The sequence below is a fragment of the Agromyces sp. NPDC058126 genome (genome assembly GCF_042884595.1).
GTDB lineage: Bacteria > Actinomycetota > Actinomycetes > Actinomycetales > Microbacteriaceae > Agromyces.
In genome coordinates this window covers 125,918-149,441 of sequence record NZ_JBHVTS010000005.1, presented here as the reverse complement: position 1 = coordinate 149,441, position 23,524 = coordinate 125,918, and the positions used below count along the sequence as shown (strand labels likewise).

Here is a 23,524-nt window from a genome sequence, read left to right as displayed (position 1 = left end):
ACACCCTCGTCGGCGGCCGCGCGGCCCTATGATCTCGTCGTGGACCCGATCACCGCCCGCGCCGCCCTGCACCTCCCGCCCGTCGTGCCGCTGACCGTCGAGCAGATCGATGCGGCGCATCGTGCCGAGGTGCAGACCTACCACCCCGCGCGATACGTCGACCGCACCCAGCGGGCCGCGGCGGTCGCCTGGGTGCAGGCGCTCGATGCCGCGCGGGCGACGCTGCTCGCCGAGGCGGCGCGCCCCGCCGCCTCGCCCACGACCCCGACCGCGGCCGCGGCCGCGGCCGAGTGGACCGCACCATCGGGACCCGCGTACCGGGCAGCGGTCGCCCCCGGAGGCGCACCGTCCGACTGGGCGGCCGCGGTGGCCGCCGGGACCGCCGCCGGTGCGACTCAGCCTCCGGCCGGATACGTGCAGGTCACTCCGTACGTCGCGCCGGCGCAGCCCCCGAGACGACGAATCGCACCGGGCTGGATCATCGGGATCGTCGCTGCCTGCGTGGTCCTGCTGGCCCTCGTCGTCGGGATCGGGTTCGGCGCTGTGGCGCTCGGCGAGCGGCTCGCCACCCTCGCCGAGTCGGCGGGCGACACGACGACCGACGACGAGCCCACCGACGAGCCCGTCGACCACTACTCGCCCGCGGAGACGATGTTCACGTTCCCCGCCGCACTCGAGTTCTACTTCGACGGCCGGTACACGGACAAGTGCCCGGCCGAGTACGAGCTCGGCTGCTGGGAGGCCGCGGTCATCCCCGAGGCCCCGTGCGCGATCATGACCGTGTCGTTCGCCTACGCCGCGACCGAGGAACAGCCCGAGCCCGACTTGGTCGACTCCGAGCGGTTCTACGACGTCGCGGCTGGTGAGATCGTCCCGATCGTGTTCGGCAACGACGACTTCGAGTACGGCTGGCCGCTCGATGTGACCTGCCACTCGTCGGCGAGCTGACCGGTCGCCTCGCGACGCGGCCGGGTCATCACCGGTCGGCCCGCAGCGGCAGGTGTTCGCCGCCCGTCTGACACGTCGGGCAGTATTCGGCGGTCGTGCTCGCGAAGGAGAACTCCCGCACGGTGTCGCCGCACACCGGGCACGTCTCTCCGGCCCTGCCGTGCACGCGCATGGCGGCGACCTTCTCGGCCTTGAGCCGGGCGATGGGCACACCGCGGCGCGCGTCGACGGCATCGCGCACGACTCCGACGGTGGCGGCGTAGAGCGCGTCGAGCGCCGGCCCGTCGAGGCTCGACGCGTGCACGACGGGCGACACCTTCGCCGTGTGCAGGATCTCGTCGGAGTAGGCGTTGCCGATGCCGGCGAGCGATTCCTGCTCCTGCAGGATCGCCTTCGCCTGCTTCCGCCGGCCGACCACCGCCGCATCGAAGTCGGCCCGGGTGAACGCCGGAACGGCGGGGTCGGGCCCGAGCTTGGCGACGGCCGGCACCTCGCGCGGCTCGTCGACGACCCAGACGCCGAGCGAGACCCAGTCGCCCGCGTCGGTGAGTTCGAGGTCGAGGCCGTCGCCTCCGGTGCCGTCGAAGGAGAGGATCGCGAGGGTCGGCGGCGGCGGGTCGCCGGCATCGCCCGGAGCAGGGTCGGGGGCGGGACCGTCGCCCGCCGCCCACCGCGCCCAGCCGTGTCGGCCGAGCGACACGACGAGGCGACCGGCATCGCCGAACACGAGGTCGATGAGCTTGCCGTGCCGTTCGACGCCCGTCACCGCCTCGCCGACGAGTGACTCGGGCGGCCGGCCGCGCGTCTTCTCGATGCGGAACTCGACCACGTCGACGCCGGTGAGCGCTCGCCCCGCGAGCCGGGCGTCGAGCTCGTCGGCCAGTGCCTGCACTTCCGGTGACTCGGGCATGCGCACATGCTCGCACACCCCGCCGACGGCGTCAGCCCCCTGCGCGGCCCGGTCGATCGGGTTCAGCCGTGCGGTGCCGCTTGCGCGAGTTCGATCACGAGCGCCGTCGACCGCGAGCCGGGGTCGCGGGCCTCGCGCGCCGTGCGGATCTCGCGGTACCGGTCGCCGTACTTCGCCGTGAGCGCCGCGTCGAGCACGGCGCGCACCTCGACCGCGTCGTCGACGCGGGCGACCCCCTCGACGACGTCCGCGTCGTCGGCGAGCGCCCCGCGCACATCGGATGCCACGAGCTGCACCCGCTCGGTGTGCGCCAGTCGCTTGACCTTGCCGGAGCCCGCCACGGTCGTCACGAGCAGGCGCTCGCCGTCGCGCACGACCCAGACCGGGGTGTGCACGGCGTGACCGGTACGGCGGAAGGTCGTGAGCCGGATGTACTTCGAGTCGCCGAGCGCGAGGAATCCCTCGAGTTCGGCGGCGGCGGTGCCGGGCAGCCGTCGGTGCTCTCCTGCCGGGGTGCCCGGCGCGTGCACGTCGGTCATGCCTCGGTCACCTGCCCGCCGTCGACGCTCCAGCGCCGGTCGAGCTGCACGTGCTCGAGCATGCGCCGATCGTGCGTCACGAGCAGCAGCGTGCCCTCGTAGCTCTCGAGCGCCTGTTCGAGCTGCTCGATCGCGGGCAGGTCGAGGTGGTTCGTCGGCTCGTCGAGCACGAGCACGTTGACGCCGCGAGCCTGCAGGAGGGCCATGCCCGCGCGGGTCCGCTCGCCGGGCGAGAGGTCGTCGACCGGCCGCAGCACGTGGTCGGCCTTCAGGCCGAACTTCGCGAGCAGGGTGCGCACCTCGCCCGAGCTCAGCTCGGGCACGAGCAGCTCGAACGCGTCGGCCAGCGGTGCGCGGCCGGCGAGCTGCGAGCGGGCCTGGTCGATCTCGCCGATCGCCACCGAGGAGCCGAGGCTCGCCCGCCCGCCGTCGGGGGCGATGCGTCCGAGGAGCAGCCCGAGGAGCGTCGACTTGCCGGCCCCGTTCGGCCCGGTGATGCCGATGCGGTCGCCCGCCTGCACCTGCAGCGAGACCGGCCCGAGCGTGAAGTCGCCGCGCGTGACCGATGCCGCGTCGAGGGTCGCGACGACGGCCGACGAACGCGGCGCCTGCCCGATCGTGAACTCGAGCTTCCACTCCTTGCGCGGCTCCTCGACCTCCTCGAGGCGGGCGATGCGGCTCTCCATCTGGCGCACCTTCTGCGCCTGCTTCTCGCTCGACTCGGTCGCGGCCTTGCGCCGGATCTTGTCGTTGTCGGGCGACTTCTTCATGGCGTTGCGCACGCCCTGGCTCGACCACTCGCGCTGCACGCGGGCGCGGGAGACGAGGTCGGCCTTCTTCGACGCGAACTCCTCGTAGTCCTCGCGCGCGTGGCGGCGCACGGTCTCGCGCTCCTCGAGGTACGCGTCGTAGCCGCCGCCGTAGAGACGGTTCGAGTGCTGGGCGAGGTCGAGCTCGAGCACCTTCGTCACCGTGCGGGCGAGGAACTCGCGGTCGTGGCTGACGAGCACGACGCCGCCGCGGAGGCCGGCGACGAACGCCTCGAGCCGGGCGAGCCCGTCGAGGTCGAGGTCGTTGGTGGGCTCGTCGAGCAGCACGAGATCGAAGCGCGAGCAGATGAGGGCGGCGAGGCCGACGCGGGCCGCCTGCCCGCCCGACAGGCCGGTCATGAGCGCGTCGGCAGTGACGGCATGCGCATCTCCGGCGCCGTCGCCGACGGCGAGCCCGAGCTCGGCGAGCACCGCGGGCAGGCGCTCGTCGAGGTCGGCCGCCCCCGAGGCGAGCCAGCGTTCGAGCGCGACCGAGTACTCCTCGCCCGGGTCGACCCCGGCGGGCGGTTCGGCGAGCGCGAGCAGTTCGGCCGCGGCATCCAAGCGGGCGGATGCCTCGGCGCACCCCGTGCGCCGGGCGACGTACTGCGCGATCGTCTCGCCCGCGATCCGCTCGTGCTCCTGCGGCAGCCAGCCGACGAAGGCATCGGCGGGAGCCAGCGACACGGTGCCGGCGAGGGGCGCGATCGCTCCGCCGAGGATGCCGAGCAGCGTCGACTTGCCCGCTCCGTTGGCGCCGACGACGCCGACGACGTCGCCCGGAGCGACCGTGAGGTCGAGGTCGTCGAAGAGGGTGCGGTGGGCGTATCCGCCGGCGAGGCCCTGGGCCACGAGTGTTGCAGTCACCGGACAACCCTAGTCAGCGCAAGCCGGGAGCATCCCCTATTCGAAGACGGGAGCGAGGAAGCGGCGCTCGTAGCGGCGGATGCACTTCGTCTCGACGGCGAAGCGGTACGCCTCGATGCACTCGGCGTCATCGGCCGAGGCGAGGCGGTACTGCTCGTACGCGGCGAGCGACGGGAACGTGAACAGCGCGAAGGCCTCGTCGCTGTCGCCCTCGCTCGGCAGGAAGTAGCCGTGGTGCGTGCCGCCGAGCCGATTCACGAGCCGGATCCAGCGCTGCCCGTACTCGCGGAACTCGGCGAGCCGGTCGGGGTCGATCTCGTAGCGCAGGTGCACGGTGACGGGGTTGCTCATCCGAGACATCCTGCTGCATGCGGCGCCGGCCTCGCGAGCGCGGCTACTCATACCGACACAGACATATGCGATCGCATACGGTTGCCGGATGCTGCGTCGTCTCGTCTCCAGTGTCTACTGGGCTCTCAGCCGGTGGACCCTCACGGGCGAGCCGGCCCCCACCCGCCCCACGGTGCTGGTCGGGGCGCCGCACACCTCGAACTGGGACTTCGTGCTCATGCTCGCCATCGCCTGGCGGCTCGGCATCGACGTGCGCTGGCTCGGCAAGAAGAGCCTGTTCACGGGCTGGCGCGGTCCGATCATGCGCGGGCTCGGCGGCATCCCCGTCGATCGCGCCGACCCGAGCCGCGTCGTCGGCGAGGTCGTCGAGCGCATCCGCGCCGGCGAGGTCTTCGGACTCGTCGTCACCCCCGACGGCACCCGAGGCGCGCACGAGTACTGGAAGTCGGGCTTCTACCGCATCGCCCGGGAGACCGGCATGCCGGTCACCCTCGGCTACGTCGACCGCACGACGATGACCACCGGTCTCGGCCCGACCTTCCAGCTGACCGGCGATGTCGGAGCCGACATGGATCGCATCCGCGAGTTCTACGCCGACAAGGCGGGGGTGCGTCCCGAGCAGCGGGTCGAGCCGCGTCTGCGCGAGGAGTCGGCGCCCGGCGCCTGAGCCGCGACCGGCGTCACGCGGGGATCGCGCGCCCGCCGGGGTTCCGGGGGTTCCTGCGGGGTGATGTCCTGGCCAACATGGAGCCATGACTCGCTACGCCATCGACGCGGAGGTCGCGCTGCGGATCGTCCGCGGTGACCTCTCGCCCGATCCCAGCCATCAGCTCGTGGCTCCTGCGGTGCTCCGCTCGCACGTGCTCGCCATGCTCTACCGCGACGTGCACGAGGGACGCATCGATGAACGGACCGGGCGCGAGCAGCTCGAACGACTCGCCGAGCTGAAGGTCCGGCTGCTCGGCGACCGGGTGTCGCGCTCGGTGGCGTGGAAGCTCGCCGCCCGGCTCGGCTGGACGGAGCTCGGGCCGGCCGAGTATCTCGCCGTCGCGTCGCTCCAGGCCGACGCGCTCGTCACGACCGACGAACTCCTCGCCGCAGCGGCCCTCGAGGTGATCCCGCTCGCGGCGCCCGGCGACCTCGAGCAGTGACGTCGCGTGGGACTATCGCTTTCGGTCGCCAATATGTATCGTTTGTCGATAGCTACATACCGATTACCGATAGGAATCACATGCAACGGCCGACCATCCTCGCGCTCAAGGCGCTCATCGCCGTGATGCTCCTGCTGCTCGTCTCCTGCCAGCTCTTCCTCGTGCCGGGCACGGCGCGCAACCTCGCCGAGGACTACCCCGAGCTCGCTGGACTTCAGGTTCCGGGCATCGTCATCGCCGTGCTGTTCCTCGTGTGCGTCGAGGTCGTGATGCTGTGCGTCTGGCGGCTGCTCTCGATGGTCGGGGCGCAGAGCATCTTCAGCTCCGACGCCTTCCGCTGGGTCGATCTCATCCTCGGCTCGATCATCGCGGCGACCCTCCTGATCGCCGTCGCCGCCGTGCTGTTGTTCACCGCCGGCGTCGCCAACCCGTCGGTGCAGCTGCTCTGCGCCCTCGGCATCGTCGTCGGCTCGGGTCTCGCGCTCCTCGTCGGCGTCATGCGCGGGCTCCTCCAGAACGCGGCCCAACTGCAGCACGATCTCTCCGAGGTCGTCTGATGGCCATCGTCATCGACCTCGACGTCGAACTCGCCCGCCGCAAGATGTCGGTCGCCGAGCTCGCCGCCGCGATCGACATCACGCCGGTCAACGTCTCGGTGCTGAAGAACGGCCGAGCGAAAGCGGTGCGGTTCTCGACGCTCGACGCCATCTGCCGCGTCCTCGAATGCCAGCCCGGCGACATCCTCCGCTGGGTGCCCGACGGCGCGGATGCCCCGGCCCGTCCCGAATCGGAGGTGTCGGCATGACCCTGCCCAGCTACTCCCCCGCCCGAGGCTGGAGCGACGCCGCCATCGCCTACCTGCTCGATGCGACGGCCTGCCCGGTGTGTGCCGGCGATCGACTGCGCGACGGACGCTGTCCGACGTGCGGCGCGGTCATCGATGCCGCACTCGGCGCCGAACTCGCGGCCGCGTCCGAGCAGGCGGCGGCCGCGATCCGTGGACGACAGGCGGTCGTCGACCGAGTCGCGATGCCCGCCGCAGCGGCCGCCCCGGTCGCGTCACCGGATGCCACGGCGGCGCCTCCTGCCGCAGCGGCCGGCCCCGTGGCATCCGCGCCGATCGCGACGCCGCCCGTCTCGCGACCCGAGTCGACCGCGACCGTCCAGTCGGTGCTCGCCGTCGCGGGTGCCGGCCTTCTCGCCGTCGCGGCCGTCGTCTTCACCTTCTTCAACCCCGACCTCACCGACCACGGCGTCCGCAGCGCGATCCTCGCCGCGATCACCCTCGTGTTCCTCGGCGGCGCATGGTGGCTCGCACGGCGCGGCCTGCGCTTCTCGGCCGAGTCGATCGGGGGCCTCGGTCTCGTCTTCGTCGCCCTGGATGTCTCGTCGTTCGTCGAGCTCGCGGTCGATCCGGCGAGCGCGTGGCTGGCCGCCGCCTTCGGCACGCTCGTGGGCGGTGCGGCGATGACGGCACTGGGCCTCGCCGCGCGCATCCGCGTCTGGCTCTGGGCGTCGCTCACGGCGCTCGCCACCGTGCCGGCCATGTTCGGCTACGCCGGAGACACGGCCGGTGCCGCACTCGTCGGACACCTCGCCACGGCCTTCACCGCATTCGCCCTCATCGCCCTCGCCCGCCGTGTCTCGCGGCGCTTCGGTGCACCCCTCCGCGCCGAGGAGCGCACGCTGACCGTGATCCAGGTCGCGGCGGTCCCCCTCACGCTCATGCTCCTGCCGTTCGTCGAGACCCCGACCGACGCGACCCTCTGGCTGCTCGTCGCCGGCGCGTTCGCCGCCGTCGCCGTGCTGGGCACGATCTCCGTACGGCACCCGGCTCGCGGGCTCTGGAGCACGGTCGCCGGGTTCGCCGGAGTCGTCGCGATCGCGGTGCTGCCGTTCGGAACCGGACTCGACGACGTCCCCGACTCCTGGATCCTCGTGGTGTTCGTCGGCAGCGCACAACTCGGCGTCATCGCCGCATGGCTGCTGATGCCGAGACTGCCCCGACTCGTGCCGGGCGCGTTCAGCGCCGGAGCACTGCTCGCGGCCGGGGCATCCGCTGTCCCGGCGACGGTCGCCGGGATGATCGCCGTGCTCGTCACCTTCGTGGGCTCGATCTCGCCGAGACCGTACGGACCGCCGATCGAGTCGCCCGCCGACGTCGTCGGCGTGGCGGCCGCGTGCGCCGCCGCAGCGCTCGGGTCGGCCGCGCTCGCGGTCATCTCCTCGCGCCGGCGTGCACGCGGCGCGGTCTCGGACGACGTCGAACCGGTCTCCGTCGTACGGATCGCCGCCGACGGGGCGTTCGGCACCACCGCGGTGCTGCTCGGCATGCTCGCCTGGCTGCAGCTCGCCTGCATCCCCGCCCTCGCGCTCGGGACGCGCATCGCGATCGTGCTCGCCCTCACGCTGACGGTGGCCGTGCTCCTGCGGTTCGTCGCCGTGCTGCGACCGCGCACGCTCGTCGGCGGTTCGCTCCTCGGCGGCGCGCACCTGACCGTCGTGCTCGGCGCGGTCCTCGCCGCCACGGATGCCTCCATGCAGCCGTGGGCCGGAATCGCGGTGCTCCTCGGGGTCGGCGCGCTCGCGCTCGTGACCCCCGCCAAGCTGCGCTTCCTCTACGTCGGTGCCGGGTTCGCCTATGCGCTGACCGTGGTCGCGACGGTGCTCGGGACGACCGAGCTCGCGGGGATCGCGCAGTGGTGCCTCACGACTGCCGTCGGCCTGCTCGTCGCGATCGTCGCGACGTTCCTGCCGCGCCTCGGCGCCCGCTCGTGGTGGGCGATCCTCGCGGTCGCCGCCGTGCCCTTCGGCATCGGCATCGTGCAGGTGCTGTTCGAACGCAGCGGATGGACCGCACTCTCGACCGGGCTGATGCTGCTGCTCGCCGTCGCCCTCGTGATCACCAGGCGCCCCGGCCTCGGCATCGCCCTGCGCACCACGGCCGCGGCGATCATCGTGCCGAGCGCGGCGGTCGTCATCGTCTGCCTCGGCGCCGAAGTGCTCGCCGGCAGCGCCTCCCCGGTCGTGCTGCCCGTCATCGCCGTGCTCACGGCCGCCGTGCTGCCCGCGAGCGCCGCGATCGGGCGCGCACTCCAACGCCACGGGCTCGGCGCCGCGCCCGCCCGGGCCGCTCGCGTCGCTGTCGAGGTCTCGACCCTCGCGACCGGCGCGATCACCGTACTGCTCTCGCTCCTGCGCAGCGCCGCCGGCCTCGAGACGACCTTCATCGTGTTCGTCATCCTCGGGCTCGGGGCGACGGCGATGGCCGTCGTGCAGCGACGCCGACTGGGCTGGTGGCTCGCGGCCTCGAGCTTCACGGGCGCGCTCTGGAGCGCCTGGGGTCTCGCCGGCATCACCGATGTCGAGGCGTACCTCGTACCGCCGGGACTCGGTGCGGCACTCGTCGGCGCGGTGCTCACGGTGCGCGGTACGCGCGCGGTCGCGCTCGTGGCATCCGGCCTGCTCGTCGCGATCGTGCCGACGATCGCCGTGCTGCTGCTCTCGATCGGAGAGGCCGACGGCGGGAGCCTCGCCGCGGACGTCCGCGGATGGGCGCTGATCGGCGCGGCCTGGCTGCTCGTCGCGCTCGGGCTGCTGCTGGGTCGCTGGGGCGCGAGCGGGGTGTCCGGCACCGCCGGGCCGACCGCCTGCACCGCCCGACTTCGGATGCTGCGACCGGCCGTGTTCTCGGCCGCGATCGTCGCCGCGTCGGGGGCGGCGCTGCAGGGCGCCCGCCTCGGACTCGACGGCATGCCCGGCTCGCCGGCCGCCGGCATCCCGCTGGTGCTCGTCTGCACGGGCGTCGGCCTGCTCGGCGCCGTTGCCGCCTTCGTCGCCGGCCGCGCGATCGCCGCCACGGGTGCGCCCGGCTCAGCACGCACGCGCACGCGCTGGCTGACCGCACCGGCACTCGCGTTCGTCGCCGTCGCGGCGTGGCCCGCGATCCGACCCGAATGGCCCGAGATCTGGTCGATGTGGGCGCTCATGCTCGCGCTGCTCACGATCATGCTGCTCGCGGCCGTACGCTCGGTCACCACCCGCACGAGCCTGCCGCCCGTGTGGTTCGTGTTCGTGCTCGCGTTCGTGACCGCGGTGGTCGCGTGGAGCCCGCGCGAACTGCGCGTCGAGTGGTTCTCGGTGCCGCTCGGGCTCGTCCTGCTCGCGGCGGGTGCGGTCGCACTGCGGCGCGGCGGTGATGCGCCGGCGTCCCCAGCAGCGCAGGGCGGCGGCTCGCTCGCTGCGCGTCTCACGGCGTGGCCGGCCGGGTGGCGAGGTTCGTGGGCGCTGCTCGCACCCGGCCTCGTGGTGCTCCTCTCGGCGTCCATCACGGCGACCTTCACCGACCCGCAGACCTGGCGGGCCATCCTCGTCATCGTGTTCGCCCTCACGGCGATCCTCGTCGGCTCGACCCAGAAGCTCGCGGCGCCGTTCCTCATCGGCATCATCGTGCTGCCGATCGAGAACGTCGTCGTCTTCGCCGTGCAGATCGGCCGCGGCATCGAGTCGATGCCCTGGTGGATCACGCTCGCCGTCGTCGGCGCCGTGCTGCTCATCATCGCCGTGACGGCCGAGCGGCGAACGGGGGCGCAGCAGGGCATCGCGGCTCGGCTCGGCGATCTGCGGTGAACGACGGGGTGGGTCAGACGGCGCTGCGGCGCGCGAGGATCGCACCGTACGGGCGGCTGCCCGGGTCGTGGCGTGCGTGGGTCTCGACGATCTCGAAGCCCGACGCGCGCAGCGCGTGCGACATCTCGCGAACAGGCCAGTGGTACGCGGTCACCACGGCATGGTCGAACGGCTCGAGCCGGGCGCCGTCGAAGAAGCCGAGGAGCAGCGTTCCGCCGGCGCGGAGGCATCGCGCGAACTCGTCGAGGATCGCCGGCACGGCTTCGGGCTCGGTGTGGATGACCGAGTACCACGAGAGCAGGCCTCCGAGCGAGGCATCCTCGGTGGGAAGCGAGCCCAGCTCGCCGACGCGGTAGTCGACCTCGGGAAAGCGGCTGACTGCGATGTCGACGAACTCGGGCACGAGGTCGATGCCGAGCACCTCGAGCCCGCGCCCGTGCAGGAACTCCGTCCAGTGCCCCGGCCCGCAGCCGGCGTCGATGATCCTGCCGTCGATCGTGTCGGCCCAGCGCCCGATCAGGTCGCGGTCCTGCTCGGCCGAGTCGCCGACCGAGCCGAGCAGTTCGGTGTACTCGGCCGCACGTACCCCGTAGCGCTCGCGCACCGCCCGTGTCGTCATCGGTCACCTCCTGCACCCAGTGAAGACCCTGCCACACGGATGGCCTCCACCACTGGGTTCCTGCGCGGCCTGTTCAGGAGCGAACACCGACTCACGTACCCTGAGATCACCGCGATACGCGCGGACTGACGAAGGGCCTCCCGTGAAGATCGCCGATCTCCGACGATTCATCGCCGTCGCCGAGGAGCTGCACTTCCCGCGCGCCGCGGAGCAGCTCGGCATCCCGCTCGCCTCGCTGTACACCTCGATCGAGAAGCTCGAGGCCGAGATCGGGCAGCCGCTCTTCACTCGCCAGGCACCGACCCAGCTGACGCCCGTCGGCAAGGCCTTCCTGCCCGAAGCCGAGGAGCGGATCGCCGCCGCACCGCCGCCCGCCGAGAAGCCCCAGGCGAAGGCCGGCGGCAAGGCGAAGGCCTCGAAGGGTAAGGGGCGCGCCCCCATCGTGAAGGGTCAGCCGAAGCCGTACAAGAAGCGCCAGGGCCGCTGACGACGAGCCGCGTCGCCGCCTAGTCGGCCTGAGCGATCCCGCGGGCGCGCAGCTCGCGGACGTACCGGAAGTCGGCGTCGGCGCGACGGCCGTGCGGATCGACGATGAGCGTGACGTCCTCCCACCCGTACTGGATGAGTTCGTCGAGCCCGACGACCAGCGCCGAGCGCCCCGCGTCGATCGACTCCCAGTCCGATCCGGCCGCCGACTCGGCGGTGACGACGACGTGGAGCTCGGGGTTGCGTCGGATGAACCTGGACGGGTACCCCCGGATCGTGATGTCGCCGGTCGCCTCCCGCAGGTCGAGCATCCATTCGGGGTCGTCGAGACGAGCTCGGTGCCACGCCGCATAGCGCCGGTTCGTCTCCGGGTCGAGATCCGAGATGGTGGCGTTCAGGATGAGGTGCTCGATGCGGCCCCGCAGCGTCACCCGGCGCAGTTCGCACCCGAAGACGAACGACGAGTTCACCGTGGAGGCGATCCCGTCGATGACGACGTCTTCGAGCACGGCCCCGTTCACCGACGCCGGCGAGAGCTCGAGGTCGGTGACGTGGACGCGCGCGATCCTCGGTCGCTCCTCGGCGGTGCTCGCACGCGCGACGCTGCAGTCGACAAGCGTGATGCGCTGCGCCGACACATCGGCGAGTTCGCCGCCCGGGTCGAGTCGGATGCCTCGGACGACCGTCCGGGGCGGGATTCGGCGTCGACGACGTTCGAGGATCGCCGCGGCCGAGTCGCTCGCCCGGGCGGCTAACTGCGCGAGCGTCGGGCCGTCGTGCGCCGGGTCGGGGTCGTCGAAGAGTCCGGTGATCTCGGTGAGGCCACCACCGCGCCCGAGGTGAGGCGCGGCCGCGACGATCCCGTCGTGGACGGGGTGCGCGCTCGCGAGGCCGCACGGAAATTCCACGGAGGTCATGACCTCGGCCGACGCCTCGTCGATGACCACGAGCTGCTGGCGATCGCCCGGATGCGAGCTCGTGGCACCGAGGAGCACACCGTCGTCGCGATGCAGCACGCGCTCGACGCCCGCACGCGCGACGGCTTCGGCGACCGGTTCGACCTCGCCCGTGCGCCGCTTCCGTCGTCGCACGACATCGAATGCTTCGAGCGAGACGAGCGACTCCATGGTCGCGCGCCTGTTGCCCACGACGACGAGGGCGTGGTCGTCGTCGTCGAATCGCAGCAGATCGTTGTACTTGCCGATCTTCGCGCTGAGTCGACGGGTGACCTTCATCGCCTGGAGATCGAACTCGAACAGGCCGTAGTCGCACAGCAGGAGCGCGCGGGAGCCCGGCAGCGCCAGTGCGGCGGCGAGCATGCCGCGAACGCCCTTGCCGACCCGCCACGATCCGTCGCGGAGGTCGAGCACCCCGATCCTCACCGACTCGCGCCCTTCGACCCACGAGGTCACCAGGAATCGATCGTCGAGCACGCACGTCGCAGTGCGGTAGCGGTCGCGTGCGTCCTCGGGTACCGGCAGCGGGAGGTCGAGCACGTCCACGGCGAGGTCTCGGGTCCGAAGGCGCATGCTCGGAGACTACGTCACAGCGCGGACATCCCAGGGCACTCAGGGTTCTCACTGCGGTCGCACAGCATCGCCCCACACGGGCGGGATACGGTCGACCGCAGACAGATCGGAGAACCGGACGTGACTGCGAGCGATCCTGCCCTCGGCCTCACCCTGAGCGGTGGCGCTGCATTCGGCGCCGCACACGTCGGCGTACTCCAGGAACTCGAGGACCGTGGCATCCGGCCCGGCATCGCCGTCGGTACGAGCTCGGGCGCGCTGATCGCCGCCGCCTACGCAGCCGGCTTCGACGCGGCGGAGATCGAACGCGTCGCCCTCGCATTCCGTTGGCGGGAGATCGCCCGATGGTCGTTCGCCCCGCGGCTCGGCCTGCTCGACTCGCGTGCGATCGACGACGCCGTGCGACGCGTGTTCGGCTGCGATCCGCTGATCGAGGAGCTCCCGCGCCGCTTCGGCGCAGTCGCCACCGATCTCCTCACCCGTCGCGCGGTGACCATCGACCACGGGCCGCTGAGCGTCGCGCTGCGGTCGACGATCGCGGTCCCAGGCCTGCTCGCGCCCGTCCGTCGCCACGGAGCGCTCCTCGCCGACGGGGGCATGGTCGACAACGTTCCGTTCACGGCCGCGCGTGAGCTCGGCGCCTCGCGCGTCATCGTCGTGCGCCTCCACGCGAAGTTCGAGAACGTCCGCATGATGCGCACGGTGAGCCGCACCGCCGATCTCGTGCGCGACCCGTCGGTCGTGCTCGTCCAGCCCGAGATGGAGGGCATGGCGCAGTGGACGATGGCGGATGCGCCGCGCCTCATCGCCGAGGGTCGCCGTGCCGCGGCGCTCGCGCTCGACGCGGCATCCGAGCTCGCGTCCGTCTGAGGCCCCTCGGCGTTCGCGCGTTCAGCGCTCCCAGTCACGCCGCAGCAGGCCGTACACCCAGCTGTCGGAGACGTCGCCGTTGACGATGCAGTCCTCGCGCAACGTGCCCTCGCGCTCGAAGCCGAGCTTCTCGAGCACCCGGGCCGAGGCCGCGTTGCGGGTGTCGGTCTCCGACTGGACCCGGTTGAGGTCGAGCGTGTCGAAGGCCCAGCCGAGCACGGCGCGAGCCGACTCCGTCGCGTAGCCGTGCCCCCAAGCCGACTGCGTGAAGCAGTAGCCGAGGGAAGCGCTCTTGAAGTCCGGATCCCAGCTGTTGAAGGTGCACCAGCCGACGAACAGCTGGTCGCTCGTCCGTTCGATCGCGACGCGCGCGCCGGTGCCCTCCTCCTCCATCCGTCGGCATCCGGCCATGAAGCGTTCGATCGATGACCGGTCGGTCCACGGTGGAGAGTCCCAGTAGCGCAGCACGTACGCGTCGCTGTTCAGGGCGAAGAGGGCATCGGCGTCGCCGTCGGCGAAGGGACGCAGTCGGAGTCGTTCGGTTTCCAGAGTGGGAGTGGGGAGGGTCACGTCGACATCGTTGCACGACCGTCCCACCCGCGCCCGGCTCAGACCGTTGCGAGGAACCCCTTCAGCCGCTCCATGAGCAGCGCCGACGCCTCGGGGTCGTAGGCGTCGAGCGAGGAGTCGGCGAAGAGATGCTGGTCGCCGGGATAGACGAACAGCTCGGCGTCGCTCGTCGAGGCGACGAGCTCCCGCGCGGCCGGCAGGTCCTCGTCGAAGAACTCGTCGCCCTCCTTGCCGTGGATCTGCACCGGCACTCCCTCCGGCCACGCTCCCCCGAACTCCGCGACAGGAATGCAGGAGTACATGAGCAGCGCCCCGCGGGCGCCCGGCCGGGTCTGCGCGAGCCGCTGGGCGATCATCACGCCGAAGGAGAACCCGGCGTAGACGAGCTCGGGACCATACGCCTCCGCTGCGGCGGCGCCGCGCTCCCGGATGGCCTCGAACCCCGCCTCGCGCGCGAACGCGAAGCCCTCGTCGATGCTGTCGAACGTGCGACCGTCGAACAGGTCGGGCGTGTGTACGGTGTGGCCGGCCTGCCGCAGCTCGTCGGCGAAGGCACGCACTCCGTCGGTCAGACCCTGGATGTGGTGGTACAGCAGTACTTCGGCCATGTCAGTGGCATCCCCGTTCAATTGATCGACTATTTTGGATCATTCCACGATGCTAGTCTGTTCGGTCATGGCGGACAACCCTCCTGGCTATGAGCTCGCCGATCGGATGGCGCTGACCGAGCCCGCGCAGGTGAAGGCCATCGGCCACCCGCTCCGCACCACGATCCTGCAGTTGCTCCACGAGCGCGCCGCGACCGTCACCGAGCTGGCGGCGGCCGTCGAGCGCCCCAAGAGCACGGTCGCCCACCACGTCGACGTACTCGCCCGCAACGGCCTGCTCCAGGTGGTACGCACGCGGAAGGTGCGGGCGATCGAGGAGCGCTTCTACGGGCGCACGGCGCGTTTGTTCTTCATCGCCGCGGAACCCGCATCCGTCGGCGGCGAGGTGTCGGGCGACTTCAACGACTTCGAAGTCGCCGCACGCGAGTCGGCCACGGCGTTCGAGGAGGGAAGACTCTGGGGCTTCATCCGGCATGCCCGTATCTCGGAGGACCAGGCCTCGGAGTTCTGGGCACGCATGGCCGAACTCGTGGAGGAGTTCGACCGACTGCCGCGCTCGGGTGACACGGTGTACGGGTTCGCGATCGGCGTCTACCCCACCGACTACCCGGCGCTGCCGGCGTCCGAGGCCGCCGATCCTCCGCGCTGAGCCGGACCTCCCGACATCTCCTCCGCTTGCCGTCGCGCGGCATCTCGGACTCCGCGGATCGATTCGTCGGACTCGGCCTCGGCGTCGAGCCACCGAGACAACAGCAGGTGATCGCGTTGGTCGCCGATGGCGTCCTGCAGCGCCGCGCCGGCGGCCGCAGCCTGTTCATCACCGAGCGCTTCGGCGAGGTACCGCAGGGCCCGCGCGTGCTTGCGGATCTCGTGTCGGACCTCCGACGCGTCGAGCACGTCGACGACCCCGCGTACGGCTTCGAGTCGATCGACGAGCTTGCGGTACTTCGACCCGTCGAGGTAGCGCACCACCTCGCGATGGGCGCGTCGCCGCTCTCGCTTGACCGCCTTCACCAGCCGTTGAGGCACGTCGTCCGACCCACCGTCGTCGCCGAACTCTGCCAGCAGCCGTTTCACCAGCTTCTGGCGCACCTCGAGGTCCCGAACCGCACCGAGCACGTCCCCGTAGCGCTCGAGGCCGTGCGCCGCCTTCTCAGCGTCGCGGCCGGGGACGAGCGGAAGGAACGCGCGCAACCGGCGTGTGAGCGTGCGCGCCCGGTGGACGGCGTCGTCGGTGTTCCGTCGAACCTCGGGCTCCGCCGCGATGAGCTCGCTGATCACGTCGCGCACCCGGTCGCCGAGGAGTGACTCGGCAGTCATACTTCGATTCTGTCGGGAACGGCGCCCCCGGGGAATCCCCGACCGTCGCACCCGAGTCAGGCCGCGTCCGTGAACCGACCTTCTTCCCGACGCTCGACATGAGCTGCATCCGTCCGAATCCGAGCACATTCGCGTCGATGTCGTGGTCACCGACGCCGTCGGACCAGATCGAGCGAAACGGTGAGGATGGTCCAGTACTCGCCCTACTTCGGTTCGCATCCCTCGACCGGTACGGCCCCGAAGAACACGCCCGTCCTCGCCCAGACCCATTCCCCGACGACCAGATCCTCGCGCTCGAATGTGCCGTCGAGCGTCCACCCGTGCGAATCGAGGACTCCATCGACAGAGAGGCCAAGGATGCTCCACTCGCCTCCCATTGGAACCTCCGAGAGCCAAATCACGTCTCCCTGCGTGAGTCCACCGGCCGAGTCGGTCAACTCATCTGCGCGCAGTGTCGCGGACAAGTCGTCGTCGAGGTAGACGCGAGCGCCCGAAATCTCGTCGAGCGACTCGCAGGAGAGCACGTCGACGGTCTGGTCCTCGTTGAGGCGGACGGCGATGCGGTCGACATACGAGCACGCGGAGAGCCCGGCGACCGCGCTCGTCGCGATCGCGACGACGACCGCTGCGCGGGCATGCCTCCGGCGACGTGACATGAGTGCAAACATAGCGAGCCGACGACTCGCCGCGGGTAACGTCTCGGATACACCCGCGACCGAGCAGCCGAGTTCGACGGCGTTCCGCCGCGGTACGGGTCGGGCGGACCGAATTCCTAGGGAGGCCCCAGAGTTCTGGCGCCGCATGGCCGATCTGGTCGAGGAGTTCGACCGCCTCCCGAGTCGGGCGAGACCGTCTACGGGTTCGCGATCTGTGTCTACCCGACGGACTACCCGGTACTGCCCGCCGCCGAGTGACGATGGGCCGAGCTCGCCGCAGGCGATGTGCCCTCTCAGCTCTTCGGATCGCGCAAGCCGGTCATCGCGTCGAGCAGCGTGTCGTGGATGTAAGCGAGCTCGGCCGAGACCTCTCCCCACCCTCCGCCGTGCTCCTCGACAGTCCAGTCCTGGTCACCGGAGGCCTCTTCCGATGCAGGCTCGCCGTGCTGCCAGATCCACCAGATGTTCGCGCTCGAATCCTGGATGCGAGCGAACCGGGTCCCGAAGAAGTCGGTGGGCTTCGTGATGAGCCGTGAGTCGCGGGCGAGTGCACGCTCGAGCACCGCGTCGATGTCATCGACGTACACCTGAAGCAGGCTCGGAGTGAAGGGCCAGTCCGGCTTGCGCTCGGCGAACATGATGGTCGTCGTTCCGACGCGAACCTCGGCCTGCAGAAGGAGGCCGTCCTCGTCGACGGTGCGGGCCTCCGCGCGTTCCTCACCATCGAAGACCTCGACGACGAACCGGGCGAGCTCCTCGGCGTCGCTGGTGATGATGAAGGGGTTGACCGTGGCATACCCCTCGGGGGCGGCGGGTGCAGACATCGTGTGCTCCTGTACTCGTGGCGGATGCGATGTCATCAGTCCATCACCGAGCGAATGTCACGGTCTTGAACATTCCCGCCGTCATCGGCCCGACAGCACCTGGGCTGGCGTTCGTCCGTGGAAGGCTCTCAGCGAACGAGTCAGGTGCGCCTGGTCCGCGAAACCGCAGCGTGCAGCGCATTCGACCGGCGGCACGCCCTGCAGCAGCAGAGCGAACGCTTCACGCGCTCGCGACAATTGCTCGATCTGCTTGCGCGTGAGCCCGGTCGCGGCGCGCACCCGGCGCTGCCGGTGCCGCTCCGAGTAGCCTGCGTCATCGCCGGAGAGCATCCGCCGGACGTCGTCGTCGCTCCGCAGTACGTCCAGTTCCAGTAGGCGGTCGGTGAAGGCTTCGAGATCCTCGAACTCCGGAAACGGCACGGCATGCTGCGCGAGTACGACGTGCCCGGCTTCGACCACGAGCTGCCGCTCGCCGCCGAGCAGAAGCTGCTTGCTCACTCCGGGCAGAATGGCGTGAGGCTTCAGCTGGATACCCCAGCTGTGCTGTCCGATCTTCGAGCGGATCCAGCGGTGCCCGAGGGTCGGGCCCGCCAGCCCGGCGAGCACCTCTCCATCCGGCTCGCGGGCGAACCACAGATCCCAGTACTCGACGGCCGGCACGAGGTAGCGCTCATCTCGCGTCGCCCGCGCCTGCCACACGCACTCCAGCACGGGCGAATCAGGATGGTGCTCCTCGTAGATGCGCTCCATCCGCGGATCACACGTTGAAGCGGAACTCCACCACGTCGCCGTCCTGCATGACGTAGTCCTTGCCCTCCATGCGGGCCTTGCCCTTCGCGCGGGCCTCGGCGACCGATCCGGTCTCGACGAGGTCGGCGAACGAGATGACCTCTGCCTTGATGAAGCCGCGCTCGAAGTCGGTGTGGATCACGCCGGCCGCCTGCGGGGCCTTGTCGCCCTTGTGGATCGTCCACGCGCGCGACTCCTTCGGGCCCGCGGTGAGGTAGGTCTGCAGGCCGAGGGTGTCGAAGCCGATGCGGGCGAGCTGGTCGAGACCCGACTCCTCCTGGCCCGTCGAGGCGAGCAGCTCCGCGGCCTCCTCGGGGTCGAGGTCGATGAGCTCCGACTCGATCTTCGCGTCGAGGAACACGGCCTCGGCGGGGGCGACGAGTGCGGCGAGCTCAGCCTTCTTCGCGTCATCCGTGAGCACTGCCTCGTCGACGTTGAACACGTAGATGAAGGGCTTCGCGGTGAGCAGGCCGAGCTCCTTGATGGGCTCCAGATCGACGGATGCTGCGGAGAGGGGCGTGCCCTTCTGCAGCACCTCCTGCGCCTCCTTCGCCGCAGCGAGCACCGAGGGGTCGAGCTTCTTGCCCTTGATCTCCTTCTCGTAGCGCGGGATGGCGCGCTCGAGCGTCTCGAGGTCGGCGAGGATCAGCTCGGTGTTGATCGTCTCCATGTCGGACTTCGGGTCGATCTTGCCGTCGACGTGCACGACATCGCCGTCCTCGAAGCCGCGCACGACCTGCGCGATCGCATCGGCCTCGCGGATGTTCGCGAGGAACTTGTTGCCGAGGCCCTCGCCCTCGGAGGCGCCGCGCACGATGCCGGCGATATCGACGAACGACACGGCCGCGGGCAGGATGCGCTCGGAGCCGAAGATCGAGGCGAGCGTCGCGAGTCGCGGGTCGGGCAGGTTCACCACGCCGACGTTGGGCTCGATCGTCGCGAACGGGTAGTTCGCTGCGAGCACCTGGTTCTTGGTCAGGGCGTTGAAGAGGGTGGACTTGCCGACGTTGGGCAGGCCGACGATGCCGATAGTGAGAGCCACGGGGGCACAGTCTACCGGGGTACGGCTGGTCGCGAGGTCGGCGTGAGCGCCGCCGATTCGTTATCGGAGCGTCACCCACCGTCGCGGCCGGCTCGGCCATGCTGAGCGCATGAGGATGCTTCGCCTGACGCTCATCGCCCTCGCCGCCGTCGCACTCGCCGGCTGCGCCGCCACCGCACCGGCTCCTGCGACCCCTGCACCGAGCGAGACCCCGGCTGCGTCGAGCTCGACACCCGAGCCCGCCGAGCCCGAGACCGCCGAGATCGTGGTCGACGGCAGCGGCTTCAGCCTCGTCGACACCGACGGCTCGACGACGTTCACGCACGTCTGGGCCGACGAGGTCGCTCCGGCGGTCGCGGCCCTCACCGGCGCCTTCGGCGCCGACCCGGTGGTGTCCGTGCGCGACGGATCTGGCGGGCACTACGTCGATTTCGACCTGTACACCTGGGGCGCCTTCACGCTCGGCGACGCCGTCGGTCTCGAGAAGCCCCGCGCCGACTACTTCCTGCCGTCGCTCGTCGAGGTCACCGCGCCCGAGGTCGAGGGGGTCGCGGTGCGCAGCGCGAGCGGCCCGACCGTCGGGTCGCCGGTCAGCGAGGTCGCCGCGGTGACCCCGCTCGTGCACGAGCAGTCCGACTATCGGATCGATCCCGTCGACCCGTCGCTCGTGCCGCCCACGCCCGGCGGCGAGATCACCGACATGGTGGGGCTGCGAGCGGACGAGAGCGACACGAGCATCGTCATGCTCAAGGCGCCGATGCTCTCCTACTACCCGTTCTGAGTCCGGCGGCCACGGTTCAGCCGAGCCGCGTGCGGAAGCACCGGGTGACGTAGGGCACCTCGAGTTCCTCGGCGCCCGCGAGATCGGGATGCGTCGCGAGCAGCGTCTCGAGGGCGGCGAGCGTCGCGGCCTGCTCGGACTCGCTCGCGGTGATGAAGTAGCTCCGCGAGCGCACGAGGTCGAGGAAGCCGGCTCGGGTCATCCGCTTCGACCAGGCGACCGTGTGCTCCTCGATCGGCCCGAACGGCCGGTCCACCTGCACGTAGGTCTCGAACGTCGCGCTCGCATCGTGGCGTTCGTGCATGATCTCGCCGGCCTCGCGCAGCCAGTCGGTGCTCGTGTCGCGCGAGTTCCAGATGAGCCCGAGCACGCCGCCGGGCCGCAGCACGCGGGCGATCTCGGGAACCGCGCGCGCGGGGGTGAACCAGTGCCACGCCTGCCCCGCGACGACGGCGTCGACCGAGGCATCCTCGATGGGGATGTCCTCGGCGGTGCCGAGGATCCGCGGCACGCCGGGCACCGCGATCTCGAGCTCCTCGAGCATCTCCTCGACCGGATCGACCGCGATCACGTCGCGGTCGAGCTCGACGAGCGCCTCGGTCAGCTTGCCGGTGCCGGCGCCGAGGTCGAGCACGCGTCGCGCGTCGCCGATCAGCCATTCGACGGCCTCCGGCGGGTAGCCGGGTCGCGCCCGGTGATAGACGGATGCCGCGGCGCCGAACGATCTCGCCGTGCGCCGTGTCTCGGGGGCGCCGGGATCGGCGACCAGTTCGCCCGCACCTCGTTCGGGGGCGTCGCTCATGGGCTCGTCCTCTCGTCGCGCGGGTCGCGCCTCCATTCCAGTCCGCGGCGGGGCATCCGTCAACCGGCACGCCTCGGTGCCGATCTCGTGACCCGCCCGGCCGCGGTCGGCCGGTGTCGGTGACGCGTGGCACGATGTCCTCGTGCCAGTGGACTTCACCGCGATCGACTTCGAAACCGCCAACTCCTCCGGCGCGTCCGCCTGTTCGGTCGGGCTCGTGAAAGTGCGCGACGGGCAGGTCGTCGACCGGGTGCACTGGTACATCCGGCCGCCGTTCCCGCACGACGAGTTCTCGGAGTGGAACGTCCGCATCCACGGCATCACTCCCGAGATGGTCGCCGACGCGCCGGACTGGCGCACCCACCTGCCCGCACTCCGCGAGTTCGCGGGCGGCGACGTGCTGGTGGCGCACAACGCGACGTTCGACCTCGGCGTCATCGCCAAGACCTCGACCGCGTGGGGCCTCGTGGTGCCCGACTACCGCTCGCTCTGCAGCCTGCAGGTGGCGCGGCGCACCTACCACCTCGACTCGTACCGGCTGCCCGTCGCCGCGATGGCGGCCGGCTTCGAGGGCTTCTCGCACCACGACGCCCTCGCCGACGCCGAGGCCTGCGCGGCGATCATCGTGCACGCCGCCGAGCGCCACGGCGCCGACGACGTCGAGCGCCTCGCGCACATCACGCGGGTGAAGCTCGGGTCGATCGGCCCGGTCGCGGTGGCCGCCGATCGCGCGGCGAACGGCCCGATGGCGCTGCAGTAGCCCGCCCCGCCGACCCGCCCGCCGTGCGATGTCGGCGGCGCCTGCGACACTCGATGGCATGGAGATCCTGCTGCTCGTCATCGGCCTCATCGTGGGCGTCCTGCTCGGCGCGCTCGGCGCCTGGTTCCTCGCCCAGCGACGTGCCGCAGCGGCCGGTCCGGCCGACCTCGCCCCGGTCGAAGACCCCGCCCTCGTCGAGGCGCGGCACCAGCAGGCGCTCATCGAGCTGCGGGCGAGCGGCGAGGCGCAGCTCGCCCGCGCCCTCGCCGACGAGCAGTCGAAGCAGTCGAACCTCGGCGCCGAGCTTGCCGCCGTCGAGGCCACGGCCGCCGGTCTCCGCGAGCAGATCGAGGCGGCGCGCGCCCAACATCGCGAGCTCGTCGAGCGACAGCAGTTCGAGCAGCGCCAGCGCGAGGCGAAGGAGGCGGCCGACAGCAAGGTGCTCCAAGAGCTCGCGCCGGTGAAGAAGACGCTCACCGACATGCAGGCCAAGGTCGCCGAGCTCGAGACGCAGCGCCACCGGCAGCACGGCGAGCTGAGCCAGCAGCTGAAGGCCGCCGCCGAGAGCGAAGAGCGCCTGCGCTCGACGGCCGAGTCGCTCGCCTCCGCCCTTCGATCCAACAGCACCCGCGGCGTCTGGGGCGAGACGCAGCTGCGCAGCGTCGTCGAGGCCGCGGGGCTCATCGAGCGGGTCGACTTCGACACGCAGCACTCGGTCACGACCGACGCGGGCGCAGGTCGCCCCGACATGGTCATCCACCTGCCGGGCGGCAAGCACATCGCGGTCGACGCGAAGGTGCCGTTCAACGCCTACCTCGAGGCCAGCCAGATTCCCGCGACCGCCACCGGCAGCGAAGGCGCCCAGCGCGACGCCCTCCTGAAGAACCACGTCAAGGCGGTGCGCGACCACATCGTCGCGCTCGGCGGCAAGACCTACTGGGAGGGCCTGGGCGCCTCCCCCGAGATGGTGATCGCGTTCATCCCGAGCGAGTCGCTCATCTCGAGCGCCCTCGAAGCCGATCCCTCGCTGCTCGAGTTCGCCTTCTCGAAGCGGGTCGCACTCGCCTCACCCGTGACGCTCTGGTCGGTGCTCAAGACCGTGGCGTTCAGCTGGCAGCAGGACGTCCTGACCAAGGAGGCGAAGACCCTCTTCGACCTCAGCCGCGAGCTCTACGCGCGCCTGTCGACGACCGCCGGGCAGATCGAGAAGCTCGGTCGCACGATCGAACGCACGGTGAAGGACTACAACACCTTCGTCGGCTCGCTCGAGTCGCGCGTGCTGCCCACCGCCCGCAAGCTCAAGGCGCTCGACGAGACCAAGGTGCTCGCCACGATCGAGGGCATCGACGAGAGCCCCCGCGAACTGACCGCGTACGAGTTCACGACGGCCGCCGCCGTCGAGCAGCCGATGCTCGACGCACCCGCCGAGACCGGGGCCGAAGCCGGGGTCGACGCCGAGGCTTCGACGGCGCACGACGACCTCCTCGCCGACATCGACCCCGAGATCCGACGCAGCATCTGACCCTCGGGCGTCCAGACGGCGAAGCGGGGGTAGGGGGCGCAGCTGGGGTCCCGGGGGCCGCGAGGGGGTGGACAGAAGACAGTGGTGGGTGGGTGGGCCCGCATAGCGTTGTTTTTCCGGGTGGGGTAAGGGGGGGCGTGGG

At 71.1% G+C, this 23,524-nt stretch carries 26 protein-coding genes; 12 read left to right on the top strand and 14 right to left on the bottom strand.

Features of this window, described 5'->3' with window-relative positions; translation table 11 throughout:
• Positions 1-39: 39 nt before the first annotated feature.
• On the top strand, positions 40-948 hold the full coding sequence (locus ACFVTR_RS15660; RefSeq protein WP_387038780.1) for a hypothetical protein: 909 nt from the start codon (positions 40-42) through the stop codon (positions 946-948).
• Between the two features lie 28 nt (positions 949-976).
• On the opposite strand, the gene ACFVTR_RS15655 is transcribed toward ACFVTR_RS15660, so the two are convergent.
• The 4 genes from ACFVTR_RS15655 to ACFVTR_RS15640 all read right to left on the bottom strand — a co-directional run bounded on the left by ACFVTR_RS15655 (position 977) and on the right by ACFVTR_RS15640 (position 4,424).
• On the bottom strand, positions 977-1,858 hold the full coding sequence (locus tag ACFVTR_RS15655; RefSeq protein WP_387038778.1) for a DNA-formamidopyrimidine glycosylase family protein: 882 nt from the start codon (positions 1,856-1,858) through the stop codon (positions 977-979).
• Positions 1,859-1,920: 62 nt separating this feature from the next.
• Positions 1,921-2,397: a PPOX class F420-dependent oxidoreductase gene (locus tag ACFVTR_RS15650; RefSeq protein ID WP_387038776.1), complete on the bottom strand. Its 477-nt coding sequence runs from the start codon at positions 2,395-2,397 to the stop codon at positions 1,921-1,923.
• On the bottom strand, positions 2,394-4,073 hold the full coding sequence (locus ACFVTR_RS15645) for an ABC-F family ATP-binding cassette domain-containing protein (protein WP_387038773.1): 1,680 nt from the start codon (positions 4,071-4,073) through the stop codon (positions 2,394-2,396). The genes ACFVTR_RS15650 and ACFVTR_RS15645 overlap by 4 nt, the downstream gene beginning before the upstream one ends.
• A gap of 36 nt (positions 4,074-4,109) precedes the next feature.
• Positions 4,110-4,424 (bottom strand): NIPSNAP family protein, encoded by a 315-nt coding sequence (locus tag ACFVTR_RS15640; RefSeq protein ID WP_387038771.1) that lies wholly within the window; start codon positions 4,422-4,424, stop codon positions 4,110-4,112.
• Positions 4,425-4,512: 88 nt separating this feature from the next.
• On the opposite strand from ACFVTR_RS15640, the gene ACFVTR_RS15635 reads away from it, so the two are divergent.
• The 5 genes from ACFVTR_RS15635 (at position 4,513) to ACFVTR_RS15615 (ending at position 10,204) form a co-directional block, all read left to right on the top strand.
• Entirely contained in the window at positions 4,513-5,091 is a 579-nt protein-coding gene (locus ACFVTR_RS15635) for a 1-acyl-sn-glycerol-3-phosphate acyltransferase (RefSeq protein ID WP_387038768.1), read from the top strand.
• Positions 5,092-5,176: 85 nt separating this feature from the next.
• Entirely contained in the window at positions 5,177-5,575 is a 399-nt protein-coding gene (locus ACFVTR_RS15630) for a hypothetical protein (protein ID WP_387038766.1), read from the top strand.
• Positions 5,576-5,655: 80 nt separating this feature from the next.
• Positions 5,656-6,132, top strand: a complete 477-nt coding sequence (locus tag ACFVTR_RS15625; protein WP_376947365.1) for a DUF2975 domain-containing protein — start codon at positions 5,656-5,658, stop codon at positions 6,130-6,132.
• Positions 6,132-6,380, top strand: coding sequence for a helix-turn-helix domain-containing protein (locus tag ACFVTR_RS15620; protein WP_387038764.1), 249 nt, complete (start codon positions 6,132-6,134; stop codon positions 6,378-6,380). Before ACFVTR_RS15625 ends, ACFVTR_RS15620 begins: the two co-directional genes overlap by 1 nt.
• Positions 6,377-10,204, top strand: a complete 3,828-nt coding sequence (locus ACFVTR_RS15615; protein WP_387038762.1) for an SCO7613 C-terminal domain-containing membrane protein — start codon at positions 6,377-6,379, stop codon at positions 10,202-10,204. The genes ACFVTR_RS15620 and ACFVTR_RS15615 overlap by 4 nt, the downstream gene beginning before the upstream one ends.
• A gap of 13 nt (positions 10,205-10,217) precedes the next feature.
• Here the strand turns inward: ACFVTR_RS15615 and ACFVTR_RS15610 are convergent, their stop codons facing one another.
• Positions 10,218-10,823 (bottom strand): class I SAM-dependent methyltransferase, encoded by a 606-nt coding sequence (locus ACFVTR_RS15610; RefSeq protein ID WP_387038761.1) that lies wholly within the window; start codon positions 10,821-10,823, stop codon positions 10,218-10,220.
• A gap of 142 nt (positions 10,824-10,965) precedes the next feature.
• Between ACFVTR_RS15610 and ACFVTR_RS15605 the strand changes: the two genes are divergently transcribed.
• On the top strand, positions 10,966-11,310 hold the full coding sequence (locus ACFVTR_RS15605) for a LysR family transcriptional regulator (protein ID WP_387038759.1): 345 nt from the start codon (positions 10,966-10,968) through the stop codon (positions 11,308-11,310).
• Positions 11,311-11,329: 19 nt separating this feature from the next.
• Here the strand turns inward: ACFVTR_RS15605 and ACFVTR_RS15600 are convergent, their stop codons facing one another.
• Positions 11,330-12,838, bottom strand: coding sequence for a hypothetical protein (locus ACFVTR_RS15600; RefSeq protein WP_387038758.1), 1,509 nt, complete (start codon positions 12,836-12,838; stop codon positions 11,330-11,332).
• A gap of 120 nt (positions 12,839-12,958) precedes the next feature.
• Between ACFVTR_RS15600 and ACFVTR_RS15595 the strand changes: the two genes are divergently transcribed.
• Positions 12,959-13,708, top strand: a complete 750-nt coding sequence (locus tag ACFVTR_RS15595; RefSeq protein ID WP_387038756.1) for a patatin-like phospholipase family protein — start codon at positions 12,959-12,961, stop codon at positions 13,706-13,708.
• Positions 13,709-13,729: 21 nt separating this feature from the next.
• Here ACFVTR_RS15595 and ACFVTR_RS15590 read toward each other — a convergent pair whose 3' ends face one another.
• Both ACFVTR_RS15590 and ACFVTR_RS15585 read right to left on the bottom strand, forming a co-directional pair.
• Complete coding sequence (locus tag ACFVTR_RS15590; RefSeq protein WP_387038755.1) at positions 13,730-14,278, bottom strand: GNAT family N-acetyltransferase; 549 nt, start codon at positions 14,276-14,278, stop codon at positions 13,730-13,732.
• 38 nt (positions 14,279-14,316) lie between these two features.
• Positions 14,317-14,886 (bottom strand): dienelactone hydrolase family protein, encoded by a 570-nt coding sequence (locus ACFVTR_RS15585; RefSeq protein WP_387038753.1) that lies wholly within the window; start codon positions 14,884-14,886, stop codon positions 14,317-14,319.
• A 67-nt stretch (positions 14,887-14,953) separates the two neighbouring features.
• Here ACFVTR_RS15585 and ACFVTR_RS15580 point away from each other — a divergent pair, with 67 nt between their 5' ends.
• The gene (locus tag ACFVTR_RS15580; RefSeq protein WP_387038751.1) at positions 14,954-15,535 is read left to right on the top strand and encodes an ArsR/SmtB family transcription factor; all 582 of its coding nucleotides are present in this window, start codon (positions 14,954-14,956) and stop codon (positions 15,533-15,535) included.
• Here ACFVTR_RS15580 and ACFVTR_RS15575 read toward each other — a convergent pair.
• From ACFVTR_RS15575 to ychF, 5 genes are all read right to left on the bottom strand, one after another.
• Entirely contained in the window at positions 15,490-16,206 is a 717-nt protein-coding gene (locus ACFVTR_RS15575; protein WP_387038750.1) for a CHAD domain-containing protein, read from the bottom strand. The genes ACFVTR_RS15580 and ACFVTR_RS15575 overlap by 46 nt on opposite strands.
• A gap of 203 nt (positions 16,207-16,409) precedes the next feature.
• Positions 16,410-16,862 (bottom strand): hypothetical protein, encoded by a 453-nt coding sequence (locus ACFVTR_RS15570; protein ID WP_387038748.1) that lies wholly within the window; start codon positions 16,860-16,862, stop codon positions 16,410-16,412.
• Between the two features lie 293 nt (positions 16,863-17,155).
• Positions 17,156-17,686: a VOC family protein gene (locus ACFVTR_RS15565; RefSeq protein WP_387038746.1), complete on the bottom strand. Its 531-nt coding sequence runs from the start codon at positions 17,684-17,686 to the stop codon at positions 17,156-17,158.
• Between the two features lie 81 nt (positions 17,687-17,767).
• Positions 17,768-18,436: a helix-turn-helix domain-containing protein gene (locus tag ACFVTR_RS15560; protein ID WP_387038744.1), complete on the bottom strand. Its 669-nt coding sequence runs from the start codon at positions 18,434-18,436 to the stop codon at positions 17,768-17,770.
• A gap of 7 nt (positions 18,437-18,443) precedes the next feature.
• A complete protein-coding gene (ychF, locus tag ACFVTR_RS15555; protein WP_387038742.1) occupies positions 18,444-19,517 on the bottom strand; it encodes a redox-regulated ATPase YchF in 1,074 nt (357 codons plus the stop codon).
• A 109-nt stretch (positions 19,518-19,626) separates the two neighbouring features.
• Here ychF and ACFVTR_RS15550 point away from each other — a divergent pair, with 109 nt between their 5' ends.
• Positions 19,627-20,298, top strand: coding sequence for a hypothetical protein (locus ACFVTR_RS15550; protein WP_387038740.1), 672 nt, complete (start codon positions 19,627-19,629; stop codon positions 20,296-20,298).
• Between the two features lie 16 nt (positions 20,299-20,314).
• On the opposite strand, the gene ACFVTR_RS15545 is transcribed toward ACFVTR_RS15550, so the two are convergent.
• Positions 20,315-21,100, bottom strand: a complete 786-nt coding sequence (locus ACFVTR_RS15545) for a class I SAM-dependent methyltransferase (RefSeq protein ID WP_387038738.1) — start codon at positions 21,098-21,100, stop codon at positions 20,315-20,317.
• 142 nt (positions 21,101-21,242) lie between these two features.
• Between ACFVTR_RS15545 and ACFVTR_RS15540 the strand changes: the two genes are divergently transcribed.
• Complete coding sequence (locus ACFVTR_RS15540; protein ID WP_387038737.1) at positions 21,243-21,860, top strand: 3'-5' exonuclease; 618 nt, start codon at positions 21,243-21,245, stop codon at positions 21,858-21,860.
• A 58-nt stretch (positions 21,861-21,918) separates the two neighbouring features.
• Positions 21,919-23,382, top strand: coding sequence for a DNA recombination protein RmuC (rmuC, locus tag ACFVTR_RS15535; protein WP_387038735.1), 1,464 nt, complete (start codon positions 21,919-21,921; stop codon positions 23,380-23,382).
• Positions 23,383-23,524 lie beyond the last annotated feature (142 nt).

What these genes read in the sequence shown, in the direction of transcription:
- ACFVTR_RS15655 (WP_387038778.1), bottom strand. Translation starts at nt 1,858, where the DNA reads ATGCCCGAGTCACCGGAAGTGCAGGCACTGGCCGACGAGCTCGACGCC.
- ACFVTR_RS15650 (WP_387038776.1), bottom strand. Translation starts at nt 2,397, where the DNA reads ATGACCGACGTGCACGCGCCGGGCACCCCGGCAGGAGAGCACCGACGG.
- ACFVTR_RS15640 (WP_387038771.1), bottom strand. Translation starts at nt 4,424, where the DNA reads ATGAGCAACCCCGTCACCGTGCACCTGCGCTACGAGATCGACCCCGAC.
- ACFVTR_RS15635 (WP_387038768.1), top strand. Translation starts at nt 4,513, where the DNA reads ATGCTGCGTCGTCTCGTCTCCAGTGTCTACTGGGCTCTCAGCCGGTGG.
- ACFVTR_RS15630 (WP_387038766.1), top strand. Translation starts at nt 5,177, where the DNA reads ATGACTCGCTACGCCATCGACGCGGAGGTCGCGCTGCGGATCGTCCGC.
- ACFVTR_RS15625 (WP_376947365.1), top strand. Translation starts at nt 5,656, where the DNA reads ATGCAACGGCCGACCATCCTCGCGCTCAAGGCGCTCATCGCCGTGATG.
- ACFVTR_RS15620 (WP_387038764.1), top strand. Translation starts at nt 6,132, where the DNA reads ATGGCCATCGTCATCGACCTCGACGTCGAACTCGCCCGCCGCAAGATG.
- ACFVTR_RS15615 (WP_387038762.1), top strand. Translation starts at nt 6,377, where the DNA reads ATGACCCTGCCCAGCTACTCCCCCGCCCGAGGCTGGAGCGACGCCGCC.
- ACFVTR_RS15610 (WP_387038761.1), bottom strand. Translation starts at nt 10,823, where the DNA reads ATGACGACACGGGCGGTGCGCGAGCGCTACGGGGTACGTGCGGCCGAG.
- ACFVTR_RS15600 (WP_387038758.1), bottom strand. Translation starts at nt 12,838, where the DNA reads ATGCGCCTTCGGACCCGAGACCTCGCCGTGGACGTGCTCGACCTCCCG.
- ACFVTR_RS15585 (WP_387038753.1), bottom strand. Translation starts at nt 14,886, where the DNA reads ATGGCCGAAGTACTGCTGTACCACCACATCCAGGGTCTGACCGACGGA.
- ACFVTR_RS15580 (WP_387038751.1), top strand. Translation starts at nt 14,954, where the DNA reads ATGGCGGACAACCCTCCTGGCTATGAGCTCGCCGATCGGATGGCGCTG.
- ACFVTR_RS15575 (WP_387038750.1), bottom strand. Translation starts at nt 16,206, where the DNA reads ATGACTGCCGAGTCACTCCTCGGCGACCGGGTGCGCGACGTGATCAGC.
- ACFVTR_RS15570 (WP_387038748.1), bottom strand. Translation starts at nt 16,862, where the DNA reads ATGTCACGTCGCCGGAGGCATGCCCGCGCAGCGGTCGTCGTCGCGATC.
- ACFVTR_RS15565 (WP_387038746.1), bottom strand. Translation starts at nt 17,686, where the DNA reads ATGTCTGCACCCGCCGCCCCCGAGGGGTATGCCACGGTCAACCCCTTC.
- ACFVTR_RS15560 (WP_387038744.1), bottom strand. Translation starts at nt 18,436, where the DNA reads ATGGAGCGCATCTACGAGGAGCACCATCCTGATTCGCCCGTGCTGGAG.
- ACFVTR_RS15550 (WP_387038740.1), top strand. Translation starts at nt 19,627, where the DNA reads ATGAGGATGCTTCGCCTGACGCTCATCGCCCTCGCCGCCGTCGCACTC.
- ACFVTR_RS15545 (WP_387038738.1), bottom strand. Translation starts at nt 21,100, where the DNA reads ATGAGCGACGCCCCCGAACGAGGTGCGGGCGAACTGGTCGCCGATCCC.
- rmuC (WP_387038735.1), top strand. Translation starts at nt 21,919, where the DNA reads ATGGAGATCCTGCTGCTCGTCATCGGCCTCATCGTGGGCGTCCTGCTC.